This is a genomic window from Allobosea sp. OK403 (genome assembly GCF_900113835.1).
Classification (GTDB): Bacteria; Pseudomonadota; Alphaproteobacteria; order Rhizobiales; family Beijerinckiaceae; genus Allobosea.
This window is the reverse complement of the sequence record NZ_FOQV01000001.1, coordinates 759,400-783,500: the sequence shown is the minus strand read 5'-3', so window position 1 is coordinate 783,500 and position 24,101 is coordinate 759,400. Positions and strand designations below refer to the sequence as shown.

The 24,101-nt window shown below is 65.3% G+C and carries 14 protein-coding genes; 5 read left to right on the top strand and 9 right to left on the bottom strand.

Going from position 1 to position 24,101, the window contains the following annotated elements:
* Nucleotides 1-49 precede the first annotated feature (49 nt).
* Genes BMZ97_RS03295 through BMZ97_RS03285 form a run of 3 tightly spaced genes read right to left on the bottom strand, consistent with a single transcriptional unit; the run spans nucleotide 50 to nucleotide 3,234 of the window.
* A complete protein-coding gene (locus tag BMZ97_RS03295) occupies nucleotides 50-502 on the bottom strand; it encodes a hypothetical protein (RefSeq protein ID WP_092165429.1) in 453 nt (150 codons plus the stop codon).
* Entirely contained in the window at nucleotides 499-1,971 is a 1,473-nt protein-coding gene (gene sufB, locus BMZ97_RS03290) for a Fe-S cluster assembly protein SufB (protein ID WP_092165427.1), read from the bottom strand. The genes BMZ97_RS03295 and sufB overlap by 4 nt, the downstream gene beginning before the upstream one ends.
* A 57-nt stretch (nucleotides 1,972-2,028) precedes the next feature.
* The gene (locus tag BMZ97_RS03285; protein WP_092165425.1) at nucleotides 2,029-3,234 is read right to left on the bottom strand and encodes a cysteine desulfurase family protein; all 1,206 of its coding nucleotides are present in this window, start codon (nucleotides 3,232-3,234) and stop codon (nucleotides 2,029-2,031) included.
* A 300-nt stretch (nucleotides 3,235-3,534) separates the two neighbouring features.
* On the opposite strand from BMZ97_RS03285, the gene BMZ97_RS03280 reads away from it, so the two are divergent.
* Together BMZ97_RS03280 and tyrS are read left to right on the top strand one after the other, a co-directional pair.
* Nucleotides 3,535-4,215: an alpha/beta hydrolase gene (locus BMZ97_RS03280; protein WP_069691513.1), complete on the top strand. Its 681-nt coding sequence runs from the start codon at nucleotides 3,535-3,537 to the stop codon at nucleotides 4,213-4,215.
* 218 nt (nucleotides 4,216-4,433) lie between these two features.
* Nucleotides 4,434-5,696: a tyrosine--tRNA ligase gene (gene tyrS / locus BMZ97_RS03275; RefSeq protein WP_092165423.1), complete on the top strand. Its 1,263-nt coding sequence runs from the start codon at nucleotides 4,434-4,436 to the stop codon at nucleotides 5,694-5,696.
* A 73-nt stretch (nucleotides 5,697-5,769) separates the two neighbouring features.
* On the opposite strand, the gene BMZ97_RS03270 is transcribed toward tyrS, so the two are convergent.
* Nucleotides 5,770-9,234 (bottom strand): hypothetical protein, encoded by a 3,465-nt coding sequence (locus tag BMZ97_RS03270; protein WP_092165421.1) that lies wholly within the window; start codon nucleotides 9,232-9,234, stop codon nucleotides 5,770-5,772.
* Nucleotides 9,235-9,454: 220 nt separating this feature from the next.
* Here BMZ97_RS03270 and BMZ97_RS03265 point away from each other — a divergent pair, with 220 nt between their 5' ends.
* Together BMZ97_RS03265 and BMZ97_RS03260 are read left to right on the top strand one after the other, a co-directional pair.
* A complete protein-coding gene (locus BMZ97_RS03265) occupies nucleotides 9,455-9,919 on the top strand; it encodes a peroxiredoxin (RefSeq protein ID WP_092165419.1) in 465 nt (154 codons plus the stop codon).
* Nucleotides 9,920-10,022: 103 nt separating this feature from the next.
* Nucleotides 10,023-11,369 carry a M23 family metallopeptidase gene (locus BMZ97_RS03260; RefSeq protein ID WP_092165417.1) on the top strand — a complete coding sequence of 449 codons (1,347 nt, stop codon included), beginning with the start codon at nucleotides 10,023-10,025 and terminating at the stop codon, nucleotides 11,367-11,369.
* Nucleotides 11,370-11,666: 297 nt separating this feature from the next.
* On the opposite strand, the gene prfB is transcribed toward BMZ97_RS03260, so the two are convergent.
* From prfB to BMZ97_RS03245, 3 genes are all read right to left on the bottom strand, one after another.
* A protein-coding gene (gene prfB, locus BMZ97_RS03255; RefSeq protein ID WP_139221144.1) for a peptide chain release factor 2 occupies nucleotides 11,667-12,795 on the bottom strand; the annotation gives its coding sequence in 2 pieces (ribosomal slippage) (nucleotides 11,667-12,725 and nucleotides 12,727-12,795; 1,128 coding nt in all).
* Between the two features lie 204 nt (nucleotides 12,796-12,999).
* Entirely contained in the window at nucleotides 13,000-15,444 is a 2,445-nt protein-coding gene (locus BMZ97_RS03250; protein ID WP_092165396.1) for a penicillin-binding protein 1A, read from the bottom strand.
* A 164-nt stretch (nucleotides 15,445-15,608) separates the two neighbouring features.
* Nucleotides 15,609-16,829 (bottom strand): N-acetylmuramoyl-L-alanine amidase, encoded by a 1,221-nt coding sequence (locus tag BMZ97_RS03245; RefSeq protein WP_139221143.1) that lies wholly within the window; start codon nucleotides 16,827-16,829, stop codon nucleotides 15,609-15,611.
* 739 nt (nucleotides 16,830-17,568) lie between these two features.
* Here BMZ97_RS03245 and BMZ97_RS03240 point away from each other — a divergent pair.
* Nucleotides 17,569-20,373: an Rne/Rng family ribonuclease gene (locus BMZ97_RS03240; protein ID WP_092165392.1), complete on the top strand. Its 2,805-nt coding sequence runs from the start codon at nucleotides 17,569-17,571 to the stop codon at nucleotides 20,371-20,373.
* A 130-nt stretch (nucleotides 20,374-20,503) separates the two neighbouring features.
* Here the strand turns inward: BMZ97_RS03240 and BMZ97_RS03235 are convergent, their stop codons facing one another.
* Nucleotides 20,504-22,777 (bottom strand): mechanosensitive ion channel family protein, encoded by a 2,274-nt coding sequence (locus tag BMZ97_RS03235; protein WP_092165390.1) that lies wholly within the window; start codon nucleotides 22,775-22,777, stop codon nucleotides 20,504-20,506.
* A gap of 90 nt (nucleotides 22,778-22,867) precedes the next feature.
* Entirely contained in the window at nucleotides 22,868-24,058 is a 1,191-nt protein-coding gene (locus BMZ97_RS03230) for a pyridoxal phosphate-dependent aminotransferase (RefSeq protein ID WP_244546216.1), read from the bottom strand.
* Nucleotides 24,059-24,101 lie beyond the last annotated feature (43 nt).

The window sequence follows — 24,101 nt, the reverse complement described above, 5'->3', positions numbered from 1 at the left end:
TAGAGTTCCATTCCGTAGCGGACAAAATCCGCAAGTTAAATTCGTGGTGTCACTTGGCAGTCGGCATAGGCAGAACCTTGCCGTAGCCGCACATATTCACGCTATAGAGCGGGTCTTGGCCTCCCGACCTCGATATTTCGAGATCAATCTGCCTATCCCATGCGATCGAGATCAGCAGTGCATCGGGCACGCCGCAGTCACCGGTTCCAAAGCCGGTGACCACTTCGATTTCGCCCTTCAAATCACCCTTCAAAGTCTCATCGACTTGAAGCTTCCCAACGATGAGACGACGTCCTTCGCGAACCACGTCGCGTCCAGCGTTAAGCGAAATGAACTTGCCACGCACGACATCCTTGGCCTTTTGCAGACGCGCAGACATTAGGGCCTCGCCCCTCAGTCCTTCGTCGATGCAGGAACACGCATTGGCCAATTCAGCATGTGCGACCAAAGCGGCGATCACCGTTGCAACGCCAAGCAAAGGCTGCGTTTGCAAGGCAATCACCCCACGCTCCCCTCAAGCGAGATCGTGATCAGCTTCTGCGCCTCGACGGCGAACTCCATCGGGAGTTGCTGCAGCACCTCCTTGACGAAGCCGTTGACGATCAGCGCCACCGCATCCTCGGCGGAGAGGCCGCGCTGCTGGCAATAGAACAGCTGGTCCTCGCCGATCTTGGAGGTCGTCGCCTCATGCTCGAAGATCGCGGTCGCGGTCTTGGCCTCGATATAGGGGATGGTGTGCGCGCCGCACTGGTCGCCGATCAGCAGCGAATCGCAATTGGTGAAGTTGCGCGCGCCCGTCGCCTTGCGGTGGGCCGAGACCATGCCGCGATAGGTCGAGTCGGATTTGCCCGCCGCGATGCCCTTGGCAATGATCTTCGAGGTCGTGTTCTTGCCAAGATGGATCATCTTGGTGCCGCTATCGACCTGCTGCGCGCCATTCGACACCGCTATCGAGTAGAACTCGCCGCGCGAGCCGTCGCCGCGCAGGATACAGGACGGGTACTTCCAGGTGATCGCCGAACCGGTCTCGACCTGCGTCCAGGAGATCTTCGAGTTCTTGCCGCGGCAGTCGCCGCGCTTGGTGACGAAGTTGTAGATGCCGCCCTTGCCCTCGGCATCGCCCGGATACCAGTTCTGCACGGTCGAGTATTTGATCTCGGCATTGTCGAGCGCGATCAATTCGACCACGGCAGCGTGGAGCTGGTTCTCGTCGCGCTTGGGCGCGGTGCAGCCTTCGAGATAGCTCACATAGGAGCCCTCATCGGCGATGATCAGCGTGCGCTCGAACTGGCCGGTGTTCTGTTCGTTGATGCGGAAATAGGTCGACAATTCCATCGGGCAGCGCACGCCCTTGGGGATGTAGACGAAGGAGCCGTCGGTGAAGACGGCGCAGTTCAGCGTCGCGAAATAATTGTCGGTCACCGGCACGACGGTAGCGAGATATTTCCGCACCAGCTCGGGATGCTCCTGGATCGCGTCCGAGATCGAGCAGAAGATCACGCCGGCCTCGGCCAGCTCCTTCTTGAAGGTGGTGACGACCGAGACCGAGTCGAACACGGCATCGACCGCGACCCGATTTTCCGGCGCGACGCCGGCCAGAATCTCCTGCTCACGCAGCGGGATGCCGAGTTTCTTGTAGGTCTCCAGGATCGCCGGATCGACCTCGTCGAGCGATTTCGGATCGGCGCCCTTCTTCGGCGCGGCGTAATAATAGATGTCCTGATAGTTGATCGGCGGGTACTGCACGCGCGACCAGGCCGGCTCGGTCATCGTCTTCCAGCGGCGGAAGGCGTCGAGCCGCCATTCCAGCATCCATTCCGGCTCGTTCTTGCGCGCCGAGATGTAGCGCACCGTGTCTTCGGTCAGGCCCTTGGCGGGCTTGTCCATCTCGATCTCGGTAACGAAACCGTATTTGTATTCGGTCACGTCGATCGACTTGACCTGATCAATGGTCTCTTGGACCGCTGCCATTGCCTACTCTCCAGTCGCGGGTTCAAGGCCCGCCGGTTTGGTCATCTATCGGGACATTCAGGCCGCCGCCTGAACCTCCCGGCCCTTGGTCGCGACCAATGCTTTCGCATAGGCCGCCAAAAACTGATCGATCTCTGCCTCGGAGGTGGTCCATCCGAGGCTCGCCCGCAAGGCCCCTGCGCTCATGGCAGGGTCGACGCCCATGGCGTCCAGCACATGCGAGCGCTTGACCTTACCTGACGAGCAGGCCGAGCCGGAAGACAGCGCGACGCCATTCAGGTCGAGCATGATCAGTGCCGTCTCCGCCCGAGTTCCGGGCGTGGCGAAGGCGCTGGTGTTGGGCAGGCGCGGCGCAGAGCGGCCGAAAATCATGGTATCGGGCGCGAGCGCCAGCAGCCCGGCCTCCAGTCTGTTGCGCAAGGCGGAAAGCCGGTCGGCTTCAGCCTCGATGGCCCTGGCTGCAATCTCCGCCGCCGTCCCGAAGCCGACAATACCGGCCACATTCTCGGTGCCGGCGCGCCAGCCGCGCTCCTGCCCGCCGCCGCGCATGGGCTTGTCGGCAAGCTCCAGCGCCCCGGTGCGGAAGACGATTGCGCCGACGCCCTTCGGTCCGCCGAGCTTATGGGCGGACAGCGTCAGAACATCGACACCCAACATAGTGATATCGATGGCGATCTTGCCGGCGGCCTGGACCGCGTCGCAATGCATCAGCGCCCCGAAATGCTTGGCAATGGCCGCAATCGCGGCAATCGGCTGAAGCACGCCGGTCTCATTATTGGCGAGGTGCAGCGAGACCAGCGCGCGCGCCCCCGGCTGCTCCGCGGCGAGCCGCCCTAGCCGCCCCGCGAGCCAATCCTCGTCGGCAAGCCCGTCAGCATCGACAGGGATCGCCTCGGCCGCGTTGGCCGGGAACCGATGTCCGTCGCGAATGCAGGCATGTTCCGTTGCGCCATAAAGGAGCAGCGAGGCGGGTGTCCTGACGCAGTCGCGCCCGCCGCTGCAATCCATCAATCCAGGCGACAGCACGGTCGCATTGGCCTCAGTGCCGCCGCTGGTGAAGACAACATTGGCGGCCTTCGCCCCGACGAGCGCGGCGACCTGCGCCCGCGCCTGTTCAATCGCGGCGCGGGCCGCCCTGCCCTCATGGTGGACCGATGACGGGTTTCCGGGGAGCGTCAGCGCGCACGCCATCGCCTGCGCCACGTCCGGCCGCACCGGCGTGGTCGCATTGTGGTCGAGATAGGCGCGGGTCGCTCCTGTCACGATCTCACTGGCTCCGATCCTGCCTTGCGGAAGACGGTCGGCACGAAATGCTTGAAATTGCACCCATGCGCCGTGCTATAGCCGCCCGTCCGAACCGGCCGTGGCTGGGACGACGGCTGCGCGGAAATCATGCGCTACCTGTTCGTTCCCGTATTGTTCACGGCTGTTAGAACTATTCTAAGCGCTTGATGTAGGGCGCGAGCGGCGGGGTCGTCAAGGGCGACCGGGCATTTTCGGCGGCATTTGCGCGCTGTTTTGCCCGGCGCGCGCGGCCTTGGCCCAACAAAAGGCGAGACGACAATGCCAGAGGTGATTTTCAACGGACCGGCCGGCCGGATCGAGGGCCGTTACCAGCCCGCCAAGAAGCGCGGCGCGCCGCTCGCGATCATCCTGCATCCGCACCCGCAGTTCGGCGGGACGATGAACAACCAGATCGTCTACAATCTGTTCTACACTTTCGTGAACCGGGGCTTTTCGGCGCTGCGCTTCAATTTCCGCGGTGTCGGTCGCAGCCAGGGCCATTTCGACCATGGCGCGGGCGAATTGTCTGATGCCGCCGCCGCGCTCGACTGGATGCAGGCGCTCAATCCCGAGGCCAAGAGCTGCTGGATCACCGGCGTCTCCTTCGGCGCCTGGATCGGCATGCAACTCCTGATGCGCCGCCCGGAGATCGAGGGCTTCATGTCGATCGCAGCGATGGCCAACCGCTATGACTTCTCCTTCCTGGCGCCTTGCCCCTCCTCCGGCCTGTTCGTGCACGGTTCGGAAGACCGCGTCGCGCCGGTCAAGGAGGTCATGGCGGTGATCGAGAAGGTGAAGACCCAGAAGGGCATCCTGATCGAACATGCGGTGGTCGAGGGTGCCAACCACTTCTTCGACGGCCGTGTGGACCAGCTGATGGAGCAGGTCAGCGCCTATCTCGACCGCAATGTCGGCCCGGAGATTCCCAAGGAAGAGCGCGAGGCGCAGGAGCAGGAGTAGTCTCCTCAGCTTCCACCGCCCCACCGTCATGCTCGCCCTTGTGGCGAGCATCCACGTCTTGAATATCGCTCTTGAATACCGCTCTCGGCGAATGAAGACGTGGATGGTCAGGACAAGCCCGACCATGACGGGCAGGCCCGATCGGGCCATGATGGCTCGCCCGCCTCGAGACGGTCGCGAGCCATGCCAAACGAACCAGCCAGCCGATTGATCATGCCATGACCAGCTTCAAATCCGACCTTCTCCATGTCCTCTCCGAGCGTGGTTACGTCCACCAGATCTCGGATCCCGAGGGCCTGGACGCTGCTGCGCTCAAAGGGCCGATCAGCGCCTATATCGGCTTCGACGCCACCGCGACCTCGCTGCATGCGGGCTCGCTGATCCAGATCATGATGCTGCACTGGATGCAGGCGACCGGCCATAGGCCGATCGCACTGATGGGCGGCGGCACCTCGATGGTCGGCGATCCCTCCTTCAAGGAGGAATCGCGCAAGCTGCTGACGGTCGAGGACATCGAGCGCAACCTCACCGGCATCAAGCGCGTCTTCGCCAACTACCTCGATTTCGGCGGCGAATCCTCGTCGATGAACTCTGCGACGATGATGAACAACGCCGACTGGCTGCTCGGGCTGAACTATCTCGAATTCCTGCGTGATGTCGGCCGACATTTCTCGGTCAACCGCATGCTGTCCTTCGACAGCGTCAAGACGCGGCTGGAGCGCGAGCAATCGCTGTCCTTCCTCGAATTCAACTACATGATCCTGCAGGCCTACGACTTCGTCGAGCTGAACAAGCGCACGGGCTGCATCCTGCAGATGGGCGGCTCCGACCAGTGGGGCAACATCGTCAACGGCATCGACCTTGGGCACCGCATGAGCAATGTCCAGCTCTATGCCCTGACCTCGCCGCTGCTGACGACGTCGTCTGGCGGCAAGATGGGCAAGACGGCCTCGGGCGCCGTCTGGCTCAACGCCGAACTCATGGGCGCCTACGATTTCTGGCAGTTCTGGCGCAACACCGAGGACGCCGATGTCGAGCGTTTCCTGAAGCTCTACACCACGATGCCGATGGCAGAGATCGCCCGGCTTGCGGCGCTGGGCGGTGCCGAGATCAACGAGGCCAAGAAGATTCTCGCGACCGAGGTCACAGCTATGCTGCATGGCCGGGAGGCTGCCGAGGCGGCGTCCGAGACTGCGCGCAAGACCTTCGAGGATGGGGCGCTTGCAGACGATCTTCCCAGCGTCGCCGTGGCAAGGTCCGAGCTTGAGGCTGGTCTCGGTGTGCTGACCGCCTTCGTCAAAGCCGGCCTTGTGCCCTCGACTGGGGAGGCGCGACGGCAGGTCAAGGCGGGCGGCCTTCGGGTCAATGACGCTGCCGTCGCGGACGAGCGCGCAACGCTGACGCTCTCTGAACTCTCGGGCGAAGGGGTGATCAAACTGTCCTTCGGCAGGAAGAAGCACGTCCTGCTGCGGGCGCAGTAACACCAAGGAAGCCGTCGTATCACCGGAATACCAACGCCGGAGCGGGTATCAGGCCCATTCCGGCGTTGTGGTTTCAGCGACCGGGCGCCGGGGCGGCCTGCGGCTGCTGGATTGGCGAGCCGCCGAGCGGATCGACGAAGCGGCGCAGGATGCCGGGCGCGAGTGCCGAGAGCGGATTGATCGTCATGGTCGGAGCGCTTGCGGCGCCCGATATCCGGAAGTTCACCGCAAACAGCCCGCCATACTGGCTGCCGCCGCCGAGCAATGCGCCGACGACAGGAACCTGGGCGAAGGCGTTGTTGAAAGCGTAGCCCGGCACGAAGGTGCCGCCGATATCGACGCGATCCCGGCCATAATCGACATTGCCCTGCAGGGTGAAGCCGAGCTGCTGCCCCCAGATCACCATGTCGGAGACGTCGAGCCTGCTGGCCGAGCGGGTGAAGACGGCCCTGAGCTTGGTGAAGGCGACTTCGCTGACGTCAATCCGCAGCGGCGCCGGAGCCGGCCCCGCGCCACCGGTTCGATCCCCAGCCGGTGCCGCTCCCGGCTGCTCGCCGACGACCCGGCGCAGAGCCGGCTCGTCACGCACGATGAAGTCGCGGAACAGCAATTCGCCGCTCTGGCGCGTATCGCCTGGCCCCAGGCTCAGGATGAAGTCGCCGCCATAGGCGCGCCGATAGAGATCGACGAAACGCAACAGCGCGCCACCATTCTCGGACTGGATGACGATCGCGCCCGGCGTATCGCCTTGCCGGCCCTGCTTGGCGGTAACGTCGGCCCGGCCAATCCGGCCCTGGAAGGCAAGCGCGCGTATGTCGCCACCGCGCTTCGACAATTTGAGCGAAGCATTGCTGATCGCCTCGCTGTTGAAGCCGGTCAGGATCGGGACGTCGAGGTCGATATCGAGATCGCCGCCCTTGGCCGCATTCTTGTCGCCGCGCGCAGTTGGGCCCGAGGCGCTCTGCAGGTCGCGGATGAAGGGGCGCACATCGGCCACCGCGCCGCGAATGACGAGCTTGGTCACATTGCCGTCGCGCTTGGCATCGACCTTGAGATTATCGCCCGGCGAAATCTTGAGCTGGGACAGCGTCGCGCTCTCGAAACCGTTCTGCTTGTTCAGTTCGATCCGGCCCTTGATCAGGGCCGGCGCCGCGTCCAGCACGAAATCCTCGAGGTCGGGGCCATTGGCGTCGGCGACATAGCTGAAGCTCACACGCCCTGCCCGACCTGCCGCCTTGGTGAGGCCCGGAATGACACCATCGAGCGTCGCCTTGGTCAGATCGATCTCGACGCGCAGCGGCGTATCGACGCCCTTGCCCAGCACCTTCGCCACCTTGACCTGAACAGGGCCGCCGATGCCGCTCTCCGGCCCTAGCCCGCGCCTCTGTCGCGCCGCGCTGTCGAGTAGCAAGGACAAGGTCGCCTCGCCCTTGCCGTGGCTGTCCTGTCGAACCTCGATCTGCCCGCGATCGCCGCTGATGCGAGCCTCTCCCTTTATCAGCAAGCCGGCCTTGTCGAAGTTCCAGCTCAGATTGCCGCCTTCGAGCTTGTCGTTGCCGAGCATCACATCGGACGAAATATTGGACAGCGTGCCAACGCTCTGCACCACGACCTCGTTGGGCTTGGGGTCGTCGGCCAATGGCAAGTTGATGACGGTCTTGAGGTCGGTCATGCCCTTGACCGCGGCAGGGTCGAGCGGTCCCGATGAGAAATCCTTCAGGGCCGGGAAGGTGAACAGCGCCATCAGCGCCTCCATTGGTCCCGTCGAGCGGAACGCCACGCGCGCCGGCGCTCGCTGCATCCAGGTCTCGGCCATGCTGAAGCTGCCCTCGCTCAGCATGAGTTGCCTGCCGCTGCCCAGATCAGCCGCGGCCTTGGCGATCTGGAGCTGCACCGTTCGCCCTGTCGTCTTGCCTGAGACGACGCCGTCGACCAGCGGCGGCAGCCCCGGCCCGGGCAGATAGCGCACCTGATTGGCCTCGATGACAACGCTGAGCGCGCCATCGGGCAAGCCGGCGCCGTGCAGCAAACGGGCGTGATCCTCGGCCGGCAAATCGAGTTCGACCGCGAGACTGCCGACCCGACCAGCCACGAACTGCCGCGACAACGCGGTATGGACATCGGGCGAGGTCCAGCGCGGCCACAGCGCCAGCACGGCCCGGACATCGGAATCGGTCGCCTTGATCGAGAAGCGTTGTGTCGGCGATTCGCCGGTCTTCTGCACCAGCCCCGTCATGTCGGCCGTGATCGCGGGGCCCTTCACCGACAAGGCGTCGATCCGCACCTCGTTCGAGCGCGGGTCGAGCAGCAGATTGGCTTTCAGGCTGTCGATGGCGACAGGCGGCTCCTGATCGACGCCCGGGATCTGGCCGGCAGCGTCCAGATCCAGCCTCCAGGCGCCATTCTCCTCACGCAGAGTGCCCGCGCCCTTGAGGCGGGTCGCACCGGCATTCAACTCGCCCCTGGACACCTGGAGCACGGAGAAATCATTCTCGCTCGCGACCTCCATATGGCCCGATTCGACGGCGATCGGCGCTAATGGCCCGCCGGGAAACTGGATGGTGCCCGGCAGCACGTCTAGCCGGGCCGTAATCGCCTTCTGGCCGTTCGGCTTCTGGGTCAGCGTCGCGCGCCCCTTCAGCGGCAGGCCCTCGATGGTGATTCCGCCGCTGCCGAAGGCGAGCGCTACGACTTCGGCCGGCTCGAAGCGGACGATGTCGATATCGGCGCGCTGCGTACCGTCGGCCTCGCTCGACAGATCGATCGCGAGTTCCTTCCAGCGCTGCCCGGTGCGGCCCTTCGCGCTCAGGCGCGTCGTCCGCTCGCCCGTGCGTGACAGGCTGATCTCGACATCCTCGAAACCGGCGCGTTGGCGCCCATCAGGGTCGATCAGCGACAGGCGGGCGCCATGCATGCCCGCCGTCTGCAGCGCGCCGAGCAGGCCCTCGCCCTGCGCAAGCGTCGCGACTGCTCCCATGATGCCGGTGAAGGCGTTCCACTGGCCCGTATCGGGCAGCGTCGAGGCCGGCTGCGCCTCCGCGGGAGCCGAATCGGCATTGACGATCAGCGCCCCGTTCTTGTCGACGCCGAGGCGGACATTCACGCCGCGCAGATCGACCGAGATCAGCTTGATCTCTCCCAACAACAGTGGAAGCGGCTCGTAGCCGAGCACGGCCTCCGGCGCGCGGATGACTGCCCCGCTGGTATGACGAAACGAGACCTGCCTGACACGCAGTTGCGAGTGGCCGTCGATGCGGCCGAGTTCGGCGGACGCCGCCTCGACCTTCCAGCCCGCGCCGAGCCTCTCCTCGATCGCGCCGGCGATGCGCCCCTCGAGACCCGATAGCGGGATCAACCCCGTGACCAGGAGGGTCACCGCAGCGCCCGCCAGGGTCAGAACGGCTACGATGACTGCGACCGCGATCGTGACCAACCCGGCCTTCGCCCGCTTCTTCACAGCCGCGATGTCGCAAGCCTCCTGCGCGGCGGCGGCTGCCTCCGCCGGCGGGGTGCCCCTGTTCGCGTGCTGCTCTTGCAATGCCTGCGTCGTCCTGCGTTGGGAAAAGGTGTTTTCAGGGGGGTCGGCCGTCAGCACTCGGACGTCAACGCCCAATGCCGGACGATGTTTCGGCGTCGCGCCCGAATCGGCATCGATACGAATAAAAACATACTAGCGGCTGCGCCTGCGCGCGCCATATTGAGGCCAAGTGGCGGAGCGCTGCTCTTGCAGACCGAAGGCGACGAAAGGAAGGCGAAACATGGCATTGAAGCAAGGCGACAAGGCCCCCGATTTCACGCTCGCGCGGGATGGCGGCGGCAGGCTTTCGCTCGCTGGCCTCAAGGGACGAAAAGTCGTCCTCTACGCTTATCCCAAAGACGATACACCGGGTTGCACCCAGGAGGCGATCGCGTTCAACGGCCTGCGCAAGGCTTTCACTGAGGCCGGCACGGAGATTGTCGGCATTTCGCCCGATCCGGTGAAGAGCCACGACAAGTTCAAGAAGAAGCACGGACTCGATTTTGCGCTTGCCGCCGACGAAACCCAGACCGTGCTGCAGGCCTATGGCATCTGGCTCGAGAAGAGCATGTATGGCCGTACCTATATGGGCGTCGAGCGCACCACCTTCCTGATCGACCAGGATGGCAAGATCGCCCGCATCTGGCTCAAGGTGAAGGTCGCCGGCCATGCCGACGAAGTCCTCGCCGCCGCCCAGGCGCTATGACGCGGAGCCGACGGGCGCACCCTCGAAAAGCAAGTAATTTGCGAAAGATTAACCTTAACCAACCCTAATAGCGGGATCGGCAGCGTAACATCCGGTCCCGCGTATGACACAGTCCTTCTCCGCCCCCGCCCTTCCGGTCACCGGGCTCTTCACCCACAAGACCTACACGATACGCCGCGCGACGGTGTTTGCTGGCCTTGCCTGGCTGACGGTTACCACGGCCTGCAGCGGCGCCGCTGGCTGGTACATCCTCAGCAAGGACGACCTGGCGGCGCGATTGATCACGCGCGAAACCACCCGCCAATACGCCTATGAGGACCGGATCACCGTCCTGCGGGCCGATATCGACCGCTTGGCCAGCCGTGCACTTCTCGACCAGGACGGCGTCGAGGCCCGCGTCGACGAGCTCGCGACCCGGCAGGCTGAAGTCGAATCCCGCCAGGCGCTCGTCACCGCGCTCGCCGACACGCTTCAGACCGGCGGTATCACCTCCAGCATCAAGGCCCCGCTGCGCCCCCGGTTGCTCAAGCCGGAGGAGCCGATTCGCGCCTCCGGTATCACCAGCTTCGCGCCGATCATGCCGGCCAAGCCGATGCCGGCGCCGGATGCCCCGGGCCTGCGCGGCGCCGAAGCCGGCAAGGCGGATGCCAACAAGACCGATGCCGGTAAGGCCGCTCCCTGGGTGTCGGGAGCAGACGAATCCGAGCCCCAGCCTCCTGCCCAGCGGGTCGCGGCGGCCCTGACACGGCTGGATCGCGCCATTGCGACCACTGCAGGCGCGCAGCTTGCCGCGCTCAAGGACATGGATGAGAGCCTGGCCGATTCGCAGAAGCGCATGCGTAGCGCGCTCGCTGAAATCGGCATCGACACCGACAAGATGAACCCGGTCGTGCCCGTGGCTGGCGGTACCGGCGGCCCCTTCGTGCCCTTCAAGGTCGACCCGTCCAAGGGGCCGTTCGAGGCGACGCTGGATGCGCTGCAGCCACGTATTGCCGCGGTTTTCCGCCTGCGAGGCCTCACCGAACAATTGCCGCTTGCTCGCCCCATGGCAGGCGATGCCGATTTCACCTCGAATTACGGCTATCGCGTCGACCCCTTCACGCGCGGCCCGGCGATGCATACCGGCGTCGATTTCCGGGCCGAGGCTGGGTCGCCGATCCGAGCCACCGCGCCGGGCAAGGTCATCGTCGCCGAATATAACGGCGGCTACGGTAATATGGTCGAGATCGAGCACAGCAACGGCATCAGCACGCGCTACGCCCATATGTCGGCGATCCTGGCCTCGGTCGGCCAGGTCGTGACCACGGGCACGGTGATCGGCCGTGTCGGCACCACCGGCCGCTCGACAGGCCCACATCTGCATTACGAGACCCGGATCAACGAAGAGCCGATGGACCCGACCCGCTTTCTGCGCGCCGGAGCCAAGCTCGCCGGGCGGGCGACGCTCTAAGAGCATCGGCCCGAAAAGTGGGAACCGGTTTTCGGGACAAGCCGATGCAAGATCAAAGCCCTACAGCATCAGGCCGAACGTGGTGTTCGGCCTGATGCTGTAGGATTTCTCGAGCGGGAGCGGAGCTCGGCTCGCGTGACGGCAGCAAGCTGAAGCCAGACGAAAACAGAATGGCCGACCCTGACTGGGCCGGCCATTTTGCTTAGTGGAGCGAAGTGGATACCGGTTCGCGTGAAGAAAACGCTTTAAAACAATGACCTAGAGCAATTGAACGATCCAACTGGATCGGAAACTGCTCTAGTCGATGTCTTCGACCTCGACCTCGGTGCCATAGACGCGCTGCGCCAGCGAGGCTTCCAGGAAGGGGTCGAGCGCGCCGTCGAGCACGTCGCTCGGGGCTGTGGAACTCACTCCGGTGCGCAGATCCTTCACCAGCTGATAGGGCTGCAGCACATAGGAGCGGATCTGGTGGCCCCAGCCGATATCGGTCTTCGAGGCCTGCTCGGCATTGGCCTTGTCTTCGCGCTTCTTCAGCTCGACCTCATAGAGGCGTGCGCGCAGCATGTCCCAGGCCTTGGCCTTGTTCTTGTGCTGCGATCGCTCCTGTTGGCACGAGACCGCGATGCCTGACGGGATATGGGTGATGCGGACAGCCGAATCAGTCGTGTTGATGTGCTGGCCGCCCGCGCCCTGCGCCCGGTAGGTGTCGATCCGGCAATCGGATTCGTTGATGTCGATGACGATGCGGTCGTCAACAACGGGATAGACCCAGACTGAGGCGAAGGAGGTCTGGCGTCTCGCGTTGGAATCAAACGGCGAGATACGTACGAGCCGGTGCACGCCTGATTCTGTCTTCAGCCAGCCATAGGCGTTGTGCCCCTTGAACTGCAGGGTCGCCGATTTGATGCCCGCGGTGTCGCCGTCCTGGTATTCCAGCGTCTCGACCTTGAGCTTGCGCCGCTCGCCCCAGCGCCGATACATCCGCAGCAGCATCTCGGCCCAGTCCTGGCTTTCGGTACCGCCCGCGCCAGGATGGATCTCGAGATAGGTGTCGAGCATGTCGGCTTCGCCCGACAGCAGGGTCTCGACCTGCCGGCGCGCCGCCTCGACTTCGACGGCCTTGATCGCGCCCTCGCCCTCGGTGATGGAGGCTTCATCCTCCTCCATCTCGCCGAGCTCGATCAGCGTCAGCGCGTCGTCGAGATCACGCTCGAGCTTGACGATGCCGTTGATCTGATCCTCGAGCGAGGTGCGCTCGCGCATCAGCTTCTGCGCGGCATCGGCATCGTTCCAGAAATCGGGTCCCTCCGAGAGGGCGTTCAGTTCGGCGAGACGGCGTTGTGCTTGATCCCAGTCAAAGATGCCTCCTCAGCAGTCCAATCGACTGCTTGGCGTTGTCGAGCTGGGTCTGGATTTCAGGACGCATGGGCGTGTCAGAACTTTCGCTGAAGCTTCTTGAAGTGAAGCGCTGAGATAGGGGTGAAAACGCCGACTGTAAACGCCCGACATCGTCATGGCCGGCCTTGAGCCGACCATCTCCTGCGAAAGATTCCCGGGCTTGCGCCGAGTTTGCCCTTGGGCCGATCGAAGATCGGACCCGAGGGCTTGACCGGGGAATGACGTGTCCCGGTCAGTACAACCCGCCCGTCCCGGAGCCGACCGAGCGCCCGCCGCCGGGTGAGACGCTGAGCGGGGTAGAGCCGTCGCCGGCGGCCCCGATGACGGAGTAGCTGTCGGGCGGCGCGGTACCGGGCTTGAATGCCTCCAGGATGCCGCCCTCACCGCCCGTGCGCATGCCGGTCTTGGGATCGACTCGGATCAGCTTGATGCCGGCAGGCACGCGGAATGGCGTCGCCGGTTTGTCCTTGAGCGCCGCCATCATGAAATCGCGGAAGATCGGCGCGGCGTACTGGCCGGCGGTCGCCGAGGTGCCGAGCGACTTCGGCTTGTCGAAGCCCATATAGACGCCGACGGCGAGGTCCGGCGAGAAACCGACGAACCAGACGTCCTTGGCCTCGTTGGTCGTGCCGGTCTTGCCGCCCAGCGGCTTGCCGACGGACTTCACCACCGTCGCCGTACCCGCATTGACCACGCCTTCGAGGATCGAGACCATCTGATAGGCGGTCAGAGGGTCAAGAACCTGGTCACGGTTGTCGACGAGCCGCGGCTCACGCTGATTGTTCCACTTTTCGGCGTCGCAGCCTTCGCAGACGCGTTGGTCGTGCCGGAAGATGGTCGCGCCCCAGCGGTCCTGGATGCGGTCGATCAGAGTCGGGCGGATGCGCTTGCCGCCATTGACGAGCATGGCGTAGCCGGCGGTCATCCGCATCACCGTGGTCTCGCCAGCGCCCAGCGCCATCGAGAGCACGGGCAGCATGTCGTCATAGACGCCGAAACGGCGGGCATATTCCGCGATCAGCGGCATGCCGACATCCTTGGCGAGCCTGACGGTCATCAGGTTCTTGGAGAACTGGATGCCATAGCGAAGGGTGTGAGGCCCGGTCGACTTGCCGTCATAGTTTTCCGGCCGCCACATGCCGAGCCCGCCGCCCTGGTCGATCTCGATGGGGCCGTCGAGCACGATGCTCGACGGCGTATAGCCATTGTCGAGCGCGGTGGCGTAGACGAAGGGCTTGAACGACGAGCCGGGCTGGCGCAACGCCTGCGTCGCGCGGTTGAACTCCGACTGGTCATGCGAGAAGCCGCCAACCATGGCGAGCACGCGGCCGGAGAACGGATCCATCACGGTGATGGCGCCGTTGACCTCGGGCAATTGCCGTAGGCGGACCTGGCCTGGCCGGTTGTCGATGGGCTCGACATAGACGACATCGCCAACCGATACGGCCTGCGACACGCGTGCGCGCCGCGTCCATTTGATGCCGTCGGCGCCGAGCATCACGGTGGTCCGTTCGCTGCGCAGCGCTCCCGAGGTATCGTTGAGCGGGTGGAGGCCGATGCGAGCTGTGTCGCCGGTGACATCGAGAACGACACCGAGACGCCAGGGCGCGACATCGCCCAGCACTTTCAGCTCGCCGATCGCCAGCCCCCAGTCGCGAGCGCTCAGATCGATCTTCTGGATCGCGCCGCGCCAGCCGCGCGCCTCGTCGAAACGCACCAGCCCGTCGACCAGCGCCTTGCGCGCCATCAACTGCATCTTCGGGTCGACGGTCGAGCGCACGGAGAGGCCGCCTTCGAGCAGCTTCTTCTCGCCATAGCGATCCTGCAATTCGCGGCGAATTTCTTCGGCGAAATAGCCGGCGGCGATGTTGTTGGGCGAAACCGTGCGCGGATTGACGCCGAGCGGCTGCTTCTTGGCCGTGTCGCCGGCTTCGCGTGTGACGTAGCCGTTTTCGACCATACGATCGATCACATAGTTGCGCCGCTCGATTGCACGCTCGCGATTGCGGAAGGGGTGCAGGTCGGTCGGCGCCTTGGGCAAGGCGGCCAGATACGCCACCTCCTGCAGGTTCAGTTCATGCACCGACTTGCCGAAATAGTTCAGCGCCGCCGCGCCGATGCCATAGCTGCCCTGTCCCGGAGCCGGCGCGCCGAGATAGATCTCGTTGAGATAGAGTTCGAGGATCTTGTCCTTCGAATAGGTCGCCTCGAGGCGCAGGGCGACAAGCGCCTCGCGGATCTTGCGCTCGTAGCTCTGTTCGGCACCGACGAGGAAATTCTTCGCAACCTGTTGGGTGATCGTCGATGCGCCTTGCGGTCTGCGGACTCCCTTGTTGCGGAAGTTGCTGATTGCAGCGCGCACGAGCCCTTCGGGATCGACGCCGACATGCTTGTAGAAGTTCTTGTCCTCGGCCGAGAGATAGGCCTGGATGACGAGCTTGGGCACGGCCTGGATCGGCATATAGAGCCGGCGCTCGCGCGCGAATTCCGCGATCAGGCTGCCGTCGCCGGCATGGACGCGTGTCATCACCGGCGGCTCATAGTTCCTGAGCTGGGCCGAATCGGGAAGGTCCTTCGAGTAATGCCAGACGAGGCCGGCCGCGCCCACGGCGCCAATCACGAAGACGATCGTGCCGGCGGCAAAAAGCCACCCGAAGAGTCGCAGAACAAACCGCATAGGAGGCCCTGGCCCTCACTGTCATGGCTAGCCAGCCCGAAAAACGGGCAGCGTGAATCAATTCTATAGCATAACAGAGATGGCGGAACCGTGGCCTCAGGACCACAATTTCACGCCAAAGCCTCTTGGCTCAGCGAAAGCCCTGCCCCAGCGAAAGTCCTGGCTCAGCGCCGGTTCTCCGCAGCCTTGCCGGCAGGCGGGCGGGCCTGCGCGAAATACCCGTCGACCGCGGCATGCACGGCCGCTACGGCCTGCGTCCGCCAGGCCGCCGAATTGAGCAATTCCGCATCCTTCGGGCTCGACATATAGCCGAGCTCGATCAGTACGGACGGAACATCGGGGGCGCTGAGCACACGGAACCCCGCCGAGCGGAGCGGCACCTTGTGCATCTTCACCGAGCCGCCGAGCGTCTCGACGAGATTGCGCGCAAACACCGAAGAGAAGGTCCGCGTCTCGCGCTTGGCCAGATCCATCAGGATGCCGGCGACGTCCTGCGTATCCTCGCTCGAATCGAGGCCCGCGACCGTATCGGCCTGGTTTTCCTTGGCCGCCAGCCGGGCTGCTTCCGCATCGGTCGCGCGCTCGGAGCCGGTATAGACCGTGGCGCCGCGCACATCCTGCGCCTGTGTCAGCGAATCCGCATGGATCGAGATGAACAGATCGGCCCCCGCCTCCCGCGCGATCTTCACCCGTTCGCCCAGCGGCACGAAGCGATCCTCATCACGGGTCATCAGGATGCGATAGTGCCCCGACGCCTCCAAGCTCTCCTTCAGCGTCATGCCGAAAGCCAGCACGACCGCTTTTTCCGCAATCGACGCCACCACCGTGCCGGGGTCGATGCCGCCATGGCCGGGGTCGATCACCACGATCTGGCGGGCATCTCCGGCAGGCTTGACGATCTCGACCGGCGATATGGCCGCCTCGCGGCGGTTTTTCGAGGCCTCATTCGCCGCCGCCTGGAACTCCACTCGTGAGGAGCGCTTCAGCTCGATCACCAGCTCGCCGAAGCCGCCGCGCCGGTTGCGCATCTCGGCGCGCGCGACGAGAGCGGGCTGCGCCAGGTCGATGATGATGCGCGAGCGCTCGGCCGTGAACAGGCCGAAACGGAAGGCGCTGACGAAGCCCGCGCCATTGCGCCCGGTCGTGGGCTGCATCTGGAAATTGACGGATGGCAAATCGACGATCACCCGATCGGGCGAGGCCATCACCGATGTGCTGACGGAAACAGGCCGCGAAAGCGCCACGGTCAGGCGTATGATCTCTCCGGCCTGCTCGATCCTGGCGTCGGTCGCGACCGGAAAGTCATTGGCGGGCCCGGGATTGGCGCCGCTGGCGTTCACACAGGCAGCGGCAAGCCAGGAGCCGAGCAGCACGCGCAAGAGCAAGCTCGCGCTGCGCCGGACGAGGACGGCGCGAAGGCTGCGGAAAGCTGGGCTGCGAAAGCGGAGCAAAGGGGTAATTGATCCCTGTCTGCGTCACGGACGCTTAACCATAAGGGCGCGGGGCCTTAACAGGGCGTTACCATGCCCGTCCTCGGGCGTGAACCACGCTTACCCGCCTTGCTGTTACGATGGCTGGACGATGTGACTTGCAAATCACTGTCACCTGTCTGTAATGGGGATGGTTGCATTGCGAAGCCGCCCATGGTGCGCATCCGGATCCGAGGATCCGTCGGCGTCCGGGGTCAGGCTTAAGGCGGCCGACCCTTCCGGGTTCGGCCGCAGCAGCGCAACCGCCAACGGATCGTCCGCGGACGGCCGGCGTCAGCCACGAAAGTTCGGCGCCCGGCTAGATCTCGCGAGCGTGCAAACGCGGCGTGCTTCGTCTTTAGGCGAGTGCGTCGCAGGTCAGGACAGATGTCGGGGCATACGACGCCGCATTTTTCATCGGTGATTCGTCCATACCTGCGGGACTGTGCCGGGGCGTTTGCCCGGCCGGGTTTCCCGAGCCGCTATCCTGTCTCGATCGAACACTTCCCCGTCCCAGACGCCGGTTTGCGCCGGCTTTTGCTCCTGCAACATGCCGGCTTTCGCCGGTTTTCGCGCGGCGCCCCTGCCCGCGGCCGCGGATTCGCATCCGCAGCCCGGCGGGTTTTGATGGCGGCCGCGCCTATGGAAAATTCATATGGCCAACAAGATGCTCATCGACGCCACCCACCCGGAGGAGACCCGGGTCGTGGTGGTTCGCGGATCCCGCGTCGAGGAATTTGATTTCGAGTCTGCCAGCCGCAAACCGCTGCGGGGCAACATCTACCTGGCAAAGGTGACGCGCGTGGAGCCCTCGCTCCAGGCCGCCTTCGTCGAATATGGCGGCAACCGCCACGGCTTCCTCGCCTTCTCCGAAATCCATCCGGATTACTACCAGATCCCGGTCGCCGACCGTCAGGCGCTGATCGCCGAAGAGGCGCGCGCCGACCGTGAGGAAGAGCGCGACGAGGAGAAGCGCGAAAAGCGTGGCGGCGGTCGCCGCGACCGTGGCCGCCGAGGCGATCGCGACGGACGCGCCAAGAAGGCATCCCACGACGAGACCGTCACCTCCGAGATCGAGGCCGACGGCAAGGGCGCCGCGATGGTCAACGAAGGCGGAGCTGCCTTCGGAGAGGAATTCGCGCCCTCCATCACCGAATCCGCGACCGAGGACGCCATCGAGAACGCGCCCTCGCTGACCTACGAGACGGAAACGGTCGAGGCCGTCGCCACGGACGAAGCCGCGCCGGAAGGCGAAGAGGCGCGCAAGCCGGCCGAGGAGGAAGAGGACGGCGAAGAGCACGCTCACGAAGACGGCGAGCATGAGGAGCCCGAGCAGCTCGGTGGCGGCGATGCTCTCGACGACATCTCCGAGCGGCCCCAGCGCCATCATCGCCGCCAGTACAAGATCCAGGAGGTGATCAAGCGCCGCCAGATCATCCTGGTCCAGGTCGTCAAGGAAGAGCGCGGCAACAAGGGCGCGGCACTCACCACCTATCTCTCGCTCGCCGGCCGCTACTCGGTGCTCATGCCCAATACCGGCAAGGGCGGCGGCATCTCGCGCAAGATCACCAATGCCGAGGACCGCAAGCGCCTGAAGGAGGTCGCCTCCGAGCTCGAGGTTCCAGAGGGGATGGGCATCATCCTGCGCACCGCCGGCGCTTCGCGCACCAAGGTCGAGATCAAGCGCGACTACGAATATCTGATGCGGATGTGGGAGAGCGTGCGCGAATTGACGCTCGCCTCGGTCGCGCCGGCGCTGGTTTATGAGGAGGGCAACCTCGTCAAGCGCTCGATCCGTGACCTCTACAACAAGGACATCGACGAGGTTCACGTCGCCGGCGAGGAGGCTTATCGCGAGGCCAAGGACTTCATGCGCATGCTCATGCCGAGCCATGCCAAGAGCGTGAAGGCCTATCGCGAGCAGACGCCGCTCTTCGCCGGTTTCGGCGTCGAGAGCCAGCTGGACGCGATGTTCTCCAACAATGTGACGCTGAGATCCGGCGGCTACATCGTCATCAACCAGACCGAGGCGCTGGTCGCCATCGACATCAACTCCGGGCGTTCGACCCGCGAGCACAATATCGAGGACACTGCCCTCAAGACCAATCTCGAAGCGGCGGAGGAGATCTCCCGCCAGCTCCGCCTGCGCGACCTGGCCGGCCTCATCGTGATCGATTTCATCGACATGGAGGAGAACCGCAATAACCGCGCGGTCGAGAAGAAGCTGAAGGATTGCCTCAAGGACGACCGCGCCCGCATCCAGGTCGGACGCATCTCGGCCTTTGGCCTGCTTGAAATGTCGCGCCAGCGCATTCGCACCGGCGTGCTCGAGAGCTCGTCCGTGCCCTGCCCGCATTGCGCCGGCGCCGGCATGATGCGCTCGGCAGCGTCCGTCTCGCTGCAGATCCTGCGCGCGCTCGAGGAAAACCTGATCAAGAGCGCCTCGCATAACCTCATCGTCCGTACCCGGCCGGAGGTCGCGCTCTATGTGCTGAATCAGAAGCGCGCCCATCTCACCGATCTGGAAACCCGTTTCGCCATCGCAATCAGCATCACTGTCGACGCAACCCTGCTCGGCACGCGCTATTTCGAGGTCGAGCGCGGCGAGTTCGTCGGCAATGAAGGTCGCATCGTTCCGACCTCCTTCAAGGCCGAGGCGATCCCCGCCGATATCGACGATGACGCGCTCGACGCCGCGGCCGAAGCCGAAGCGCTCGGCGCCGAAGACGAGGGCGTGGAAGCCGGCGAGGCCACGACGGCCGCGGCCGCCAATGACGACAAGCCGGAGCGTGGCGAGGGCGAAGCGCGCGGCGAAGGCGGTCGCAAGCGCAGGCGTCGTCGCCGGCGGCGGCGTGGCGGCGAGCGCGATGCCAATGGCGTGCGCCTCGACGGCGGCACGGATGCCGAGGGCGATGAGGATGGTCAGGACGACGATGAGGACGGCGACGAGAACGCCACCGAATCGCAGGAGACCGAGATCGTTGCTGCGGCTCCCGAGCCGGTTGTGACCGAAGTGGCGGCCGAACCGGAAGCCGAGGCGGACGCCAAGCCGCGCCGTGGCCGCCGTGGCGGACGCAAGCCCAAGGCTGACGCCGAGACGCCGGCCGATGCCGAGGCTCCGGCCGAGGCTGCCAAGGTCGTGGACGCTCCCGCGGTCGTGGCCGAGGCCGTCACGGTCGAGGCTGAAGCCGCCCCGGCCGAGAAGCCCAAGCGCAGCCGCGCGCGCAAGAAGGTCGTGCCGATCACGGAAGACGGTGAAGCGGCGCCGGTCGTCGCCGTGCCCCCGCCGGCTGAGCCCGTCGCAGAACCGGTCGCTGCCGCGCCCGCGCCTGTTCCGGAACCAGAGCCCGTCCCCGTTCCCCGCGTGGTCGAGGAGCCGGTCGCGGTGGTCCTGACCCCGCCCGACCCGGACCGCCCCAAGCGCGGCGGCTGGTGGAACAAGCTGGCCGGCAGGAACTGAATCAGAAGGCCGCTGCGGGACACCGCAGCGGCCTTTTTCATGTCGCGGACTATGCTGCCACCAAGAAAGCTTGTGCGCCCGGATGCCTACGAACCGGCCGAGCGCCTATTCTGCCGTTCTGGCGCAAACCTCACCCCGCTGCCGGCGCGAGCGGGCTCGGTGGCGGCACGGCGCTGATCGCTGCCGCCGCGGCGGCCTGCGAAGTCGCCTCCCCGCCGCGCACCGTCACGGCGTTCGAGGCGAAGGGCACCCCCGCCTCGTTGAGCGCGCGATAGACCCGTTTCAACGCCTCGCGCTGGAGCGAGGAGGCCTGGTTCGGCTTGGCGGTAAATTTCAGCCTGACCACGATGGCGCTGTCGGTGATGTCGGCGACGCCCTGCATCTTGAGCGGCGCGATGAAATGCGGCGCGAATTCAGGATCTTCGAGCAGGGCCAAGCCCGTCTTCTTGATCGCTTTGCGCGCCTTTTCGATATCAGCGGAGTGATCGAGCCGAACGTTGAACTTCAGCGTCGCCCAGTCACGGCTCGCATTGGTAAGGGAGGGAATCTGGCCAAACGGCACCGTATGGATCTGCCCGCTCTGGTGGCGCAATTGCATCGAGCGCAGCGAGATCTTCTCGACCGTGCCCTTGAGCCGCCCGGTATCGACATATTCGCCGACGCGGAAAGCGTCCTCGATCATGAAGAAGAAGCCGGAGACGATATCGCGCACCAGCGCCTGCGAGCCAAAGGAGATGGCGAGCCCCAGAATGCCGAAGCCGGCGAGCAAGGGTCCGATATCGACGCCGAGGCGCGACAGCACGACGAGCCCGGTCAGGCCGACGACCGCGCCCAGTACGACGCCGCGCAACACCGGCAGAACGGTCGCGAGCCTTGACGGGATGCTCTCTTCAAGCGTGGCGTCCTCGTCGATAGGCCCGGTTGCGCCGCGCTTGGGTGCATAGGCGTCGAAGAAGGCCCGCAGGAAGACGAGCGCGACCCAGCCCGCGAAGGCGAGCATGGCGACGCCCGCCGCCCGCTGCGAGAAAGCGGAGAACGCCGTCGAGCTCCCGCCGAGAAGAAAGCCGCCCCAGAGCCGCGCCAGCAGGTAGAAGCCGCCGGCCCAGATCACGCCCCCGACTGCCGCACGCGCCGCATGGCCAAGCGCGAGCGTGAGCGGCGCGTGCTCGCCCAGGGCAGCGGCATGCGCCTGCCGGCAGGCCATCAGGCTGGTGATGCCGACCGCCAGGATCGGTCCCAGCACGATGATGAGCTGCGTCAATCCGGCAGCCTCGGCCCAGCGTGCTCCGCCCTCCATCATCGCCGCCGCGTTGCCGACCATCCAGATCGCCACGGCCGAGGCGGCGTAGAGCCAGCCTGCCCCAGCCGCGATCACCCGCCGGCCTAGCCCCGGCTCATGCGCTGATTCGAGGATGAGCGTTGCAAGATCGTGTCGCGCATCGATGAACCACCACGCCTTGAACAGCGTCACGGCAATGCCGACCAGCGTGAACAGTCCGGCGACCGGGCCCGGGCCAGCTGCGTGCTGGCCTGCAACCGCGGCCGTCAGCAGGATCGGCGAGGCGATGCCGTAGAAGGCGAGCAGGCCGAAATGCCGCTTGGCGCGCGGCAGCGGCATGATCCGCCGTTCCGGCACGCCGGGAGAGAGCAGGAAGCGCCCGAGGATCAGATGTCCTGCCCCGATCACGACGCCGTTGGCGATGACACGCAAAGTCGTCGCGGCAAGATCGGGTTCGGGCAGCCAGAGCATGCGCGCGGCGTGCAACGCCATCAGGCCGACCGTGAGCGTCATCAGATCCTGGAACAGTCCCCAAGACGACGCGATCAGGCGCGGCGTGAATTCAGGTCCTTTGGGCCGCAGCCGAGGCGCGAACCAGCCTGCGGTCGCGAAACGGACCAGCCCCGCCGCGATGATCGCGAGCACCAGGCCAGCGCTGATCCCCCAGCCGGCCGAAAGCCCGCTCGCGCCGTTGCGGTTCTGCGCCCAGGCCCTCCGCCAGGCGTCCGGCAGTTCGGCCAGGCGTGGCACTGCGCTGACCCCTTGGGTCAGCCCATCGACGAAATGATCCCAGAACGCCTCGACCGGTGTTTCGCCCTGATCCGGGTTGGTGTTGGCCTGTGGCGTGGCAACGTTGTTCGCGACTGCCGCTGGAGTGGCCTGGGCGGGTTGGTCCTTGCCGGTGATCCTGATCTCGACCTTGCGGCCGCCGGTCGACAAAGTGTCGACCAGCTTGCGCACCGTCTCCGGTGTCTCGTCGCCGCGCAGCGTCAGCGTGACATGCGTGTCGTCTTGAGCTTGGGCGAAACCCGCGGGCGCAAGGCCCAGCGTGGCGAACAGGCACAAGAGCAGCGCCAGGGCGCAGGGCGCGACCGGCGTGCGCGAAGACGCAAAGCGATGTCGCATCGAACTCGCTCCCCAACATCAAGAACCGCGTGAGTTGGACGGGAATCCCTGCTCCTGGCAAGCGTCGGGCTCGCCTTGCTCCCTTTGCGCTCAGCGACTTTTCAACCAGGCTCCGATCCGTTCGACGGCCTGCTCGCATTCCTGCAGCGAACCGGCGAAGGACATCCGCACGGTTCTTGCGCCGCGCGCCTCGTCGAAATCGAGCCCAGGCGTGATCGCGACGCCGGCCTGATTGAGAACATCTCGGCAGAAGGCCATGGAATCGTTCGAATATCGGCCTATGTCGAGATAGATGTAAAATGCGCCGTCGACGGGCAGGAAGTCACCCAGCCCGATCTCCGGCAAAGCCTTCAGCAGATAGGCGCGGTTTGCGGCGTAGCCGGCCTTGATCGCCTCGCACTCCGCGGTGGCCTCGAAAGCCGCCTCGCCCGCGACCTGGCTCAGATAAGGCACCGAGATCGACAAATTCTGTTGCAGCCGCTCGATCGTGCGCACCAGCCGCTCGGGCACCACGAGCCAGCCGACGCGCCAGCCGGTCATGCAGTAATATTTTGAGAAGGAGTTGACGATGATGGCGTCGGGATCGGCGGCGAGCGCCGTCGTCGCCGGCGCCTCATAGGTCAGCCCATGATAGATCTCGTCGGAGATGTACCAGAGACCGAGCCGCCGGCACTCCGCCGCCACGGCGGCGATGGCGTCGGGCGCCATCACCACGCCGGTCGGGTTGGCGGGACTCATCGTCAGCACGCCGGCGAGCGGAGCCTCGGCATGTGCCCTGGCGATGAGCTCAGGCGTCAGCGCGAAGCGGGTCTCGGGCCCGACCTCGATTGCGACGGGCTCCAGCCCCAGCGCGATCAGGATGTTGCGATAGGCCGGATAGCCCGGCGCGGTGATGGCGACCCGCGCGCCCGGCTGGAAACAGGCCAGGAACGCCAGGATAAAGCCGCCCGAGGAGCCGGTCGTCACCACGATGCGCTGCGCCGCCACGCCGACGCCATAAGCATCCCGATAATGCCGCGCGATGCGTTCCCTCAGCGAATCCGTGCCGAGAGCCTGGGTGTATCCGATGCGGCCATGCTCCAGCGCGCGGCCGGCTGCCGCGCGAATGCTGGCCGGCGTCGGCGCGGAAGGCTGCCCGACCTCCATATGCACCACCGAACCGCCATTGCGCTCGATGGCGGCGGCCTGGTTCATCACATCCATGACGATGAAGGGCGAAACGCGCTCGGCCCGCGCGGCGAGCGTGGGCATGAGGAGGCTGGAAGGGGCTGGCTGGGTCATGTCCGCTGCCGTAACCGAGCAGCCCTTATCCCGCAACCGCTGT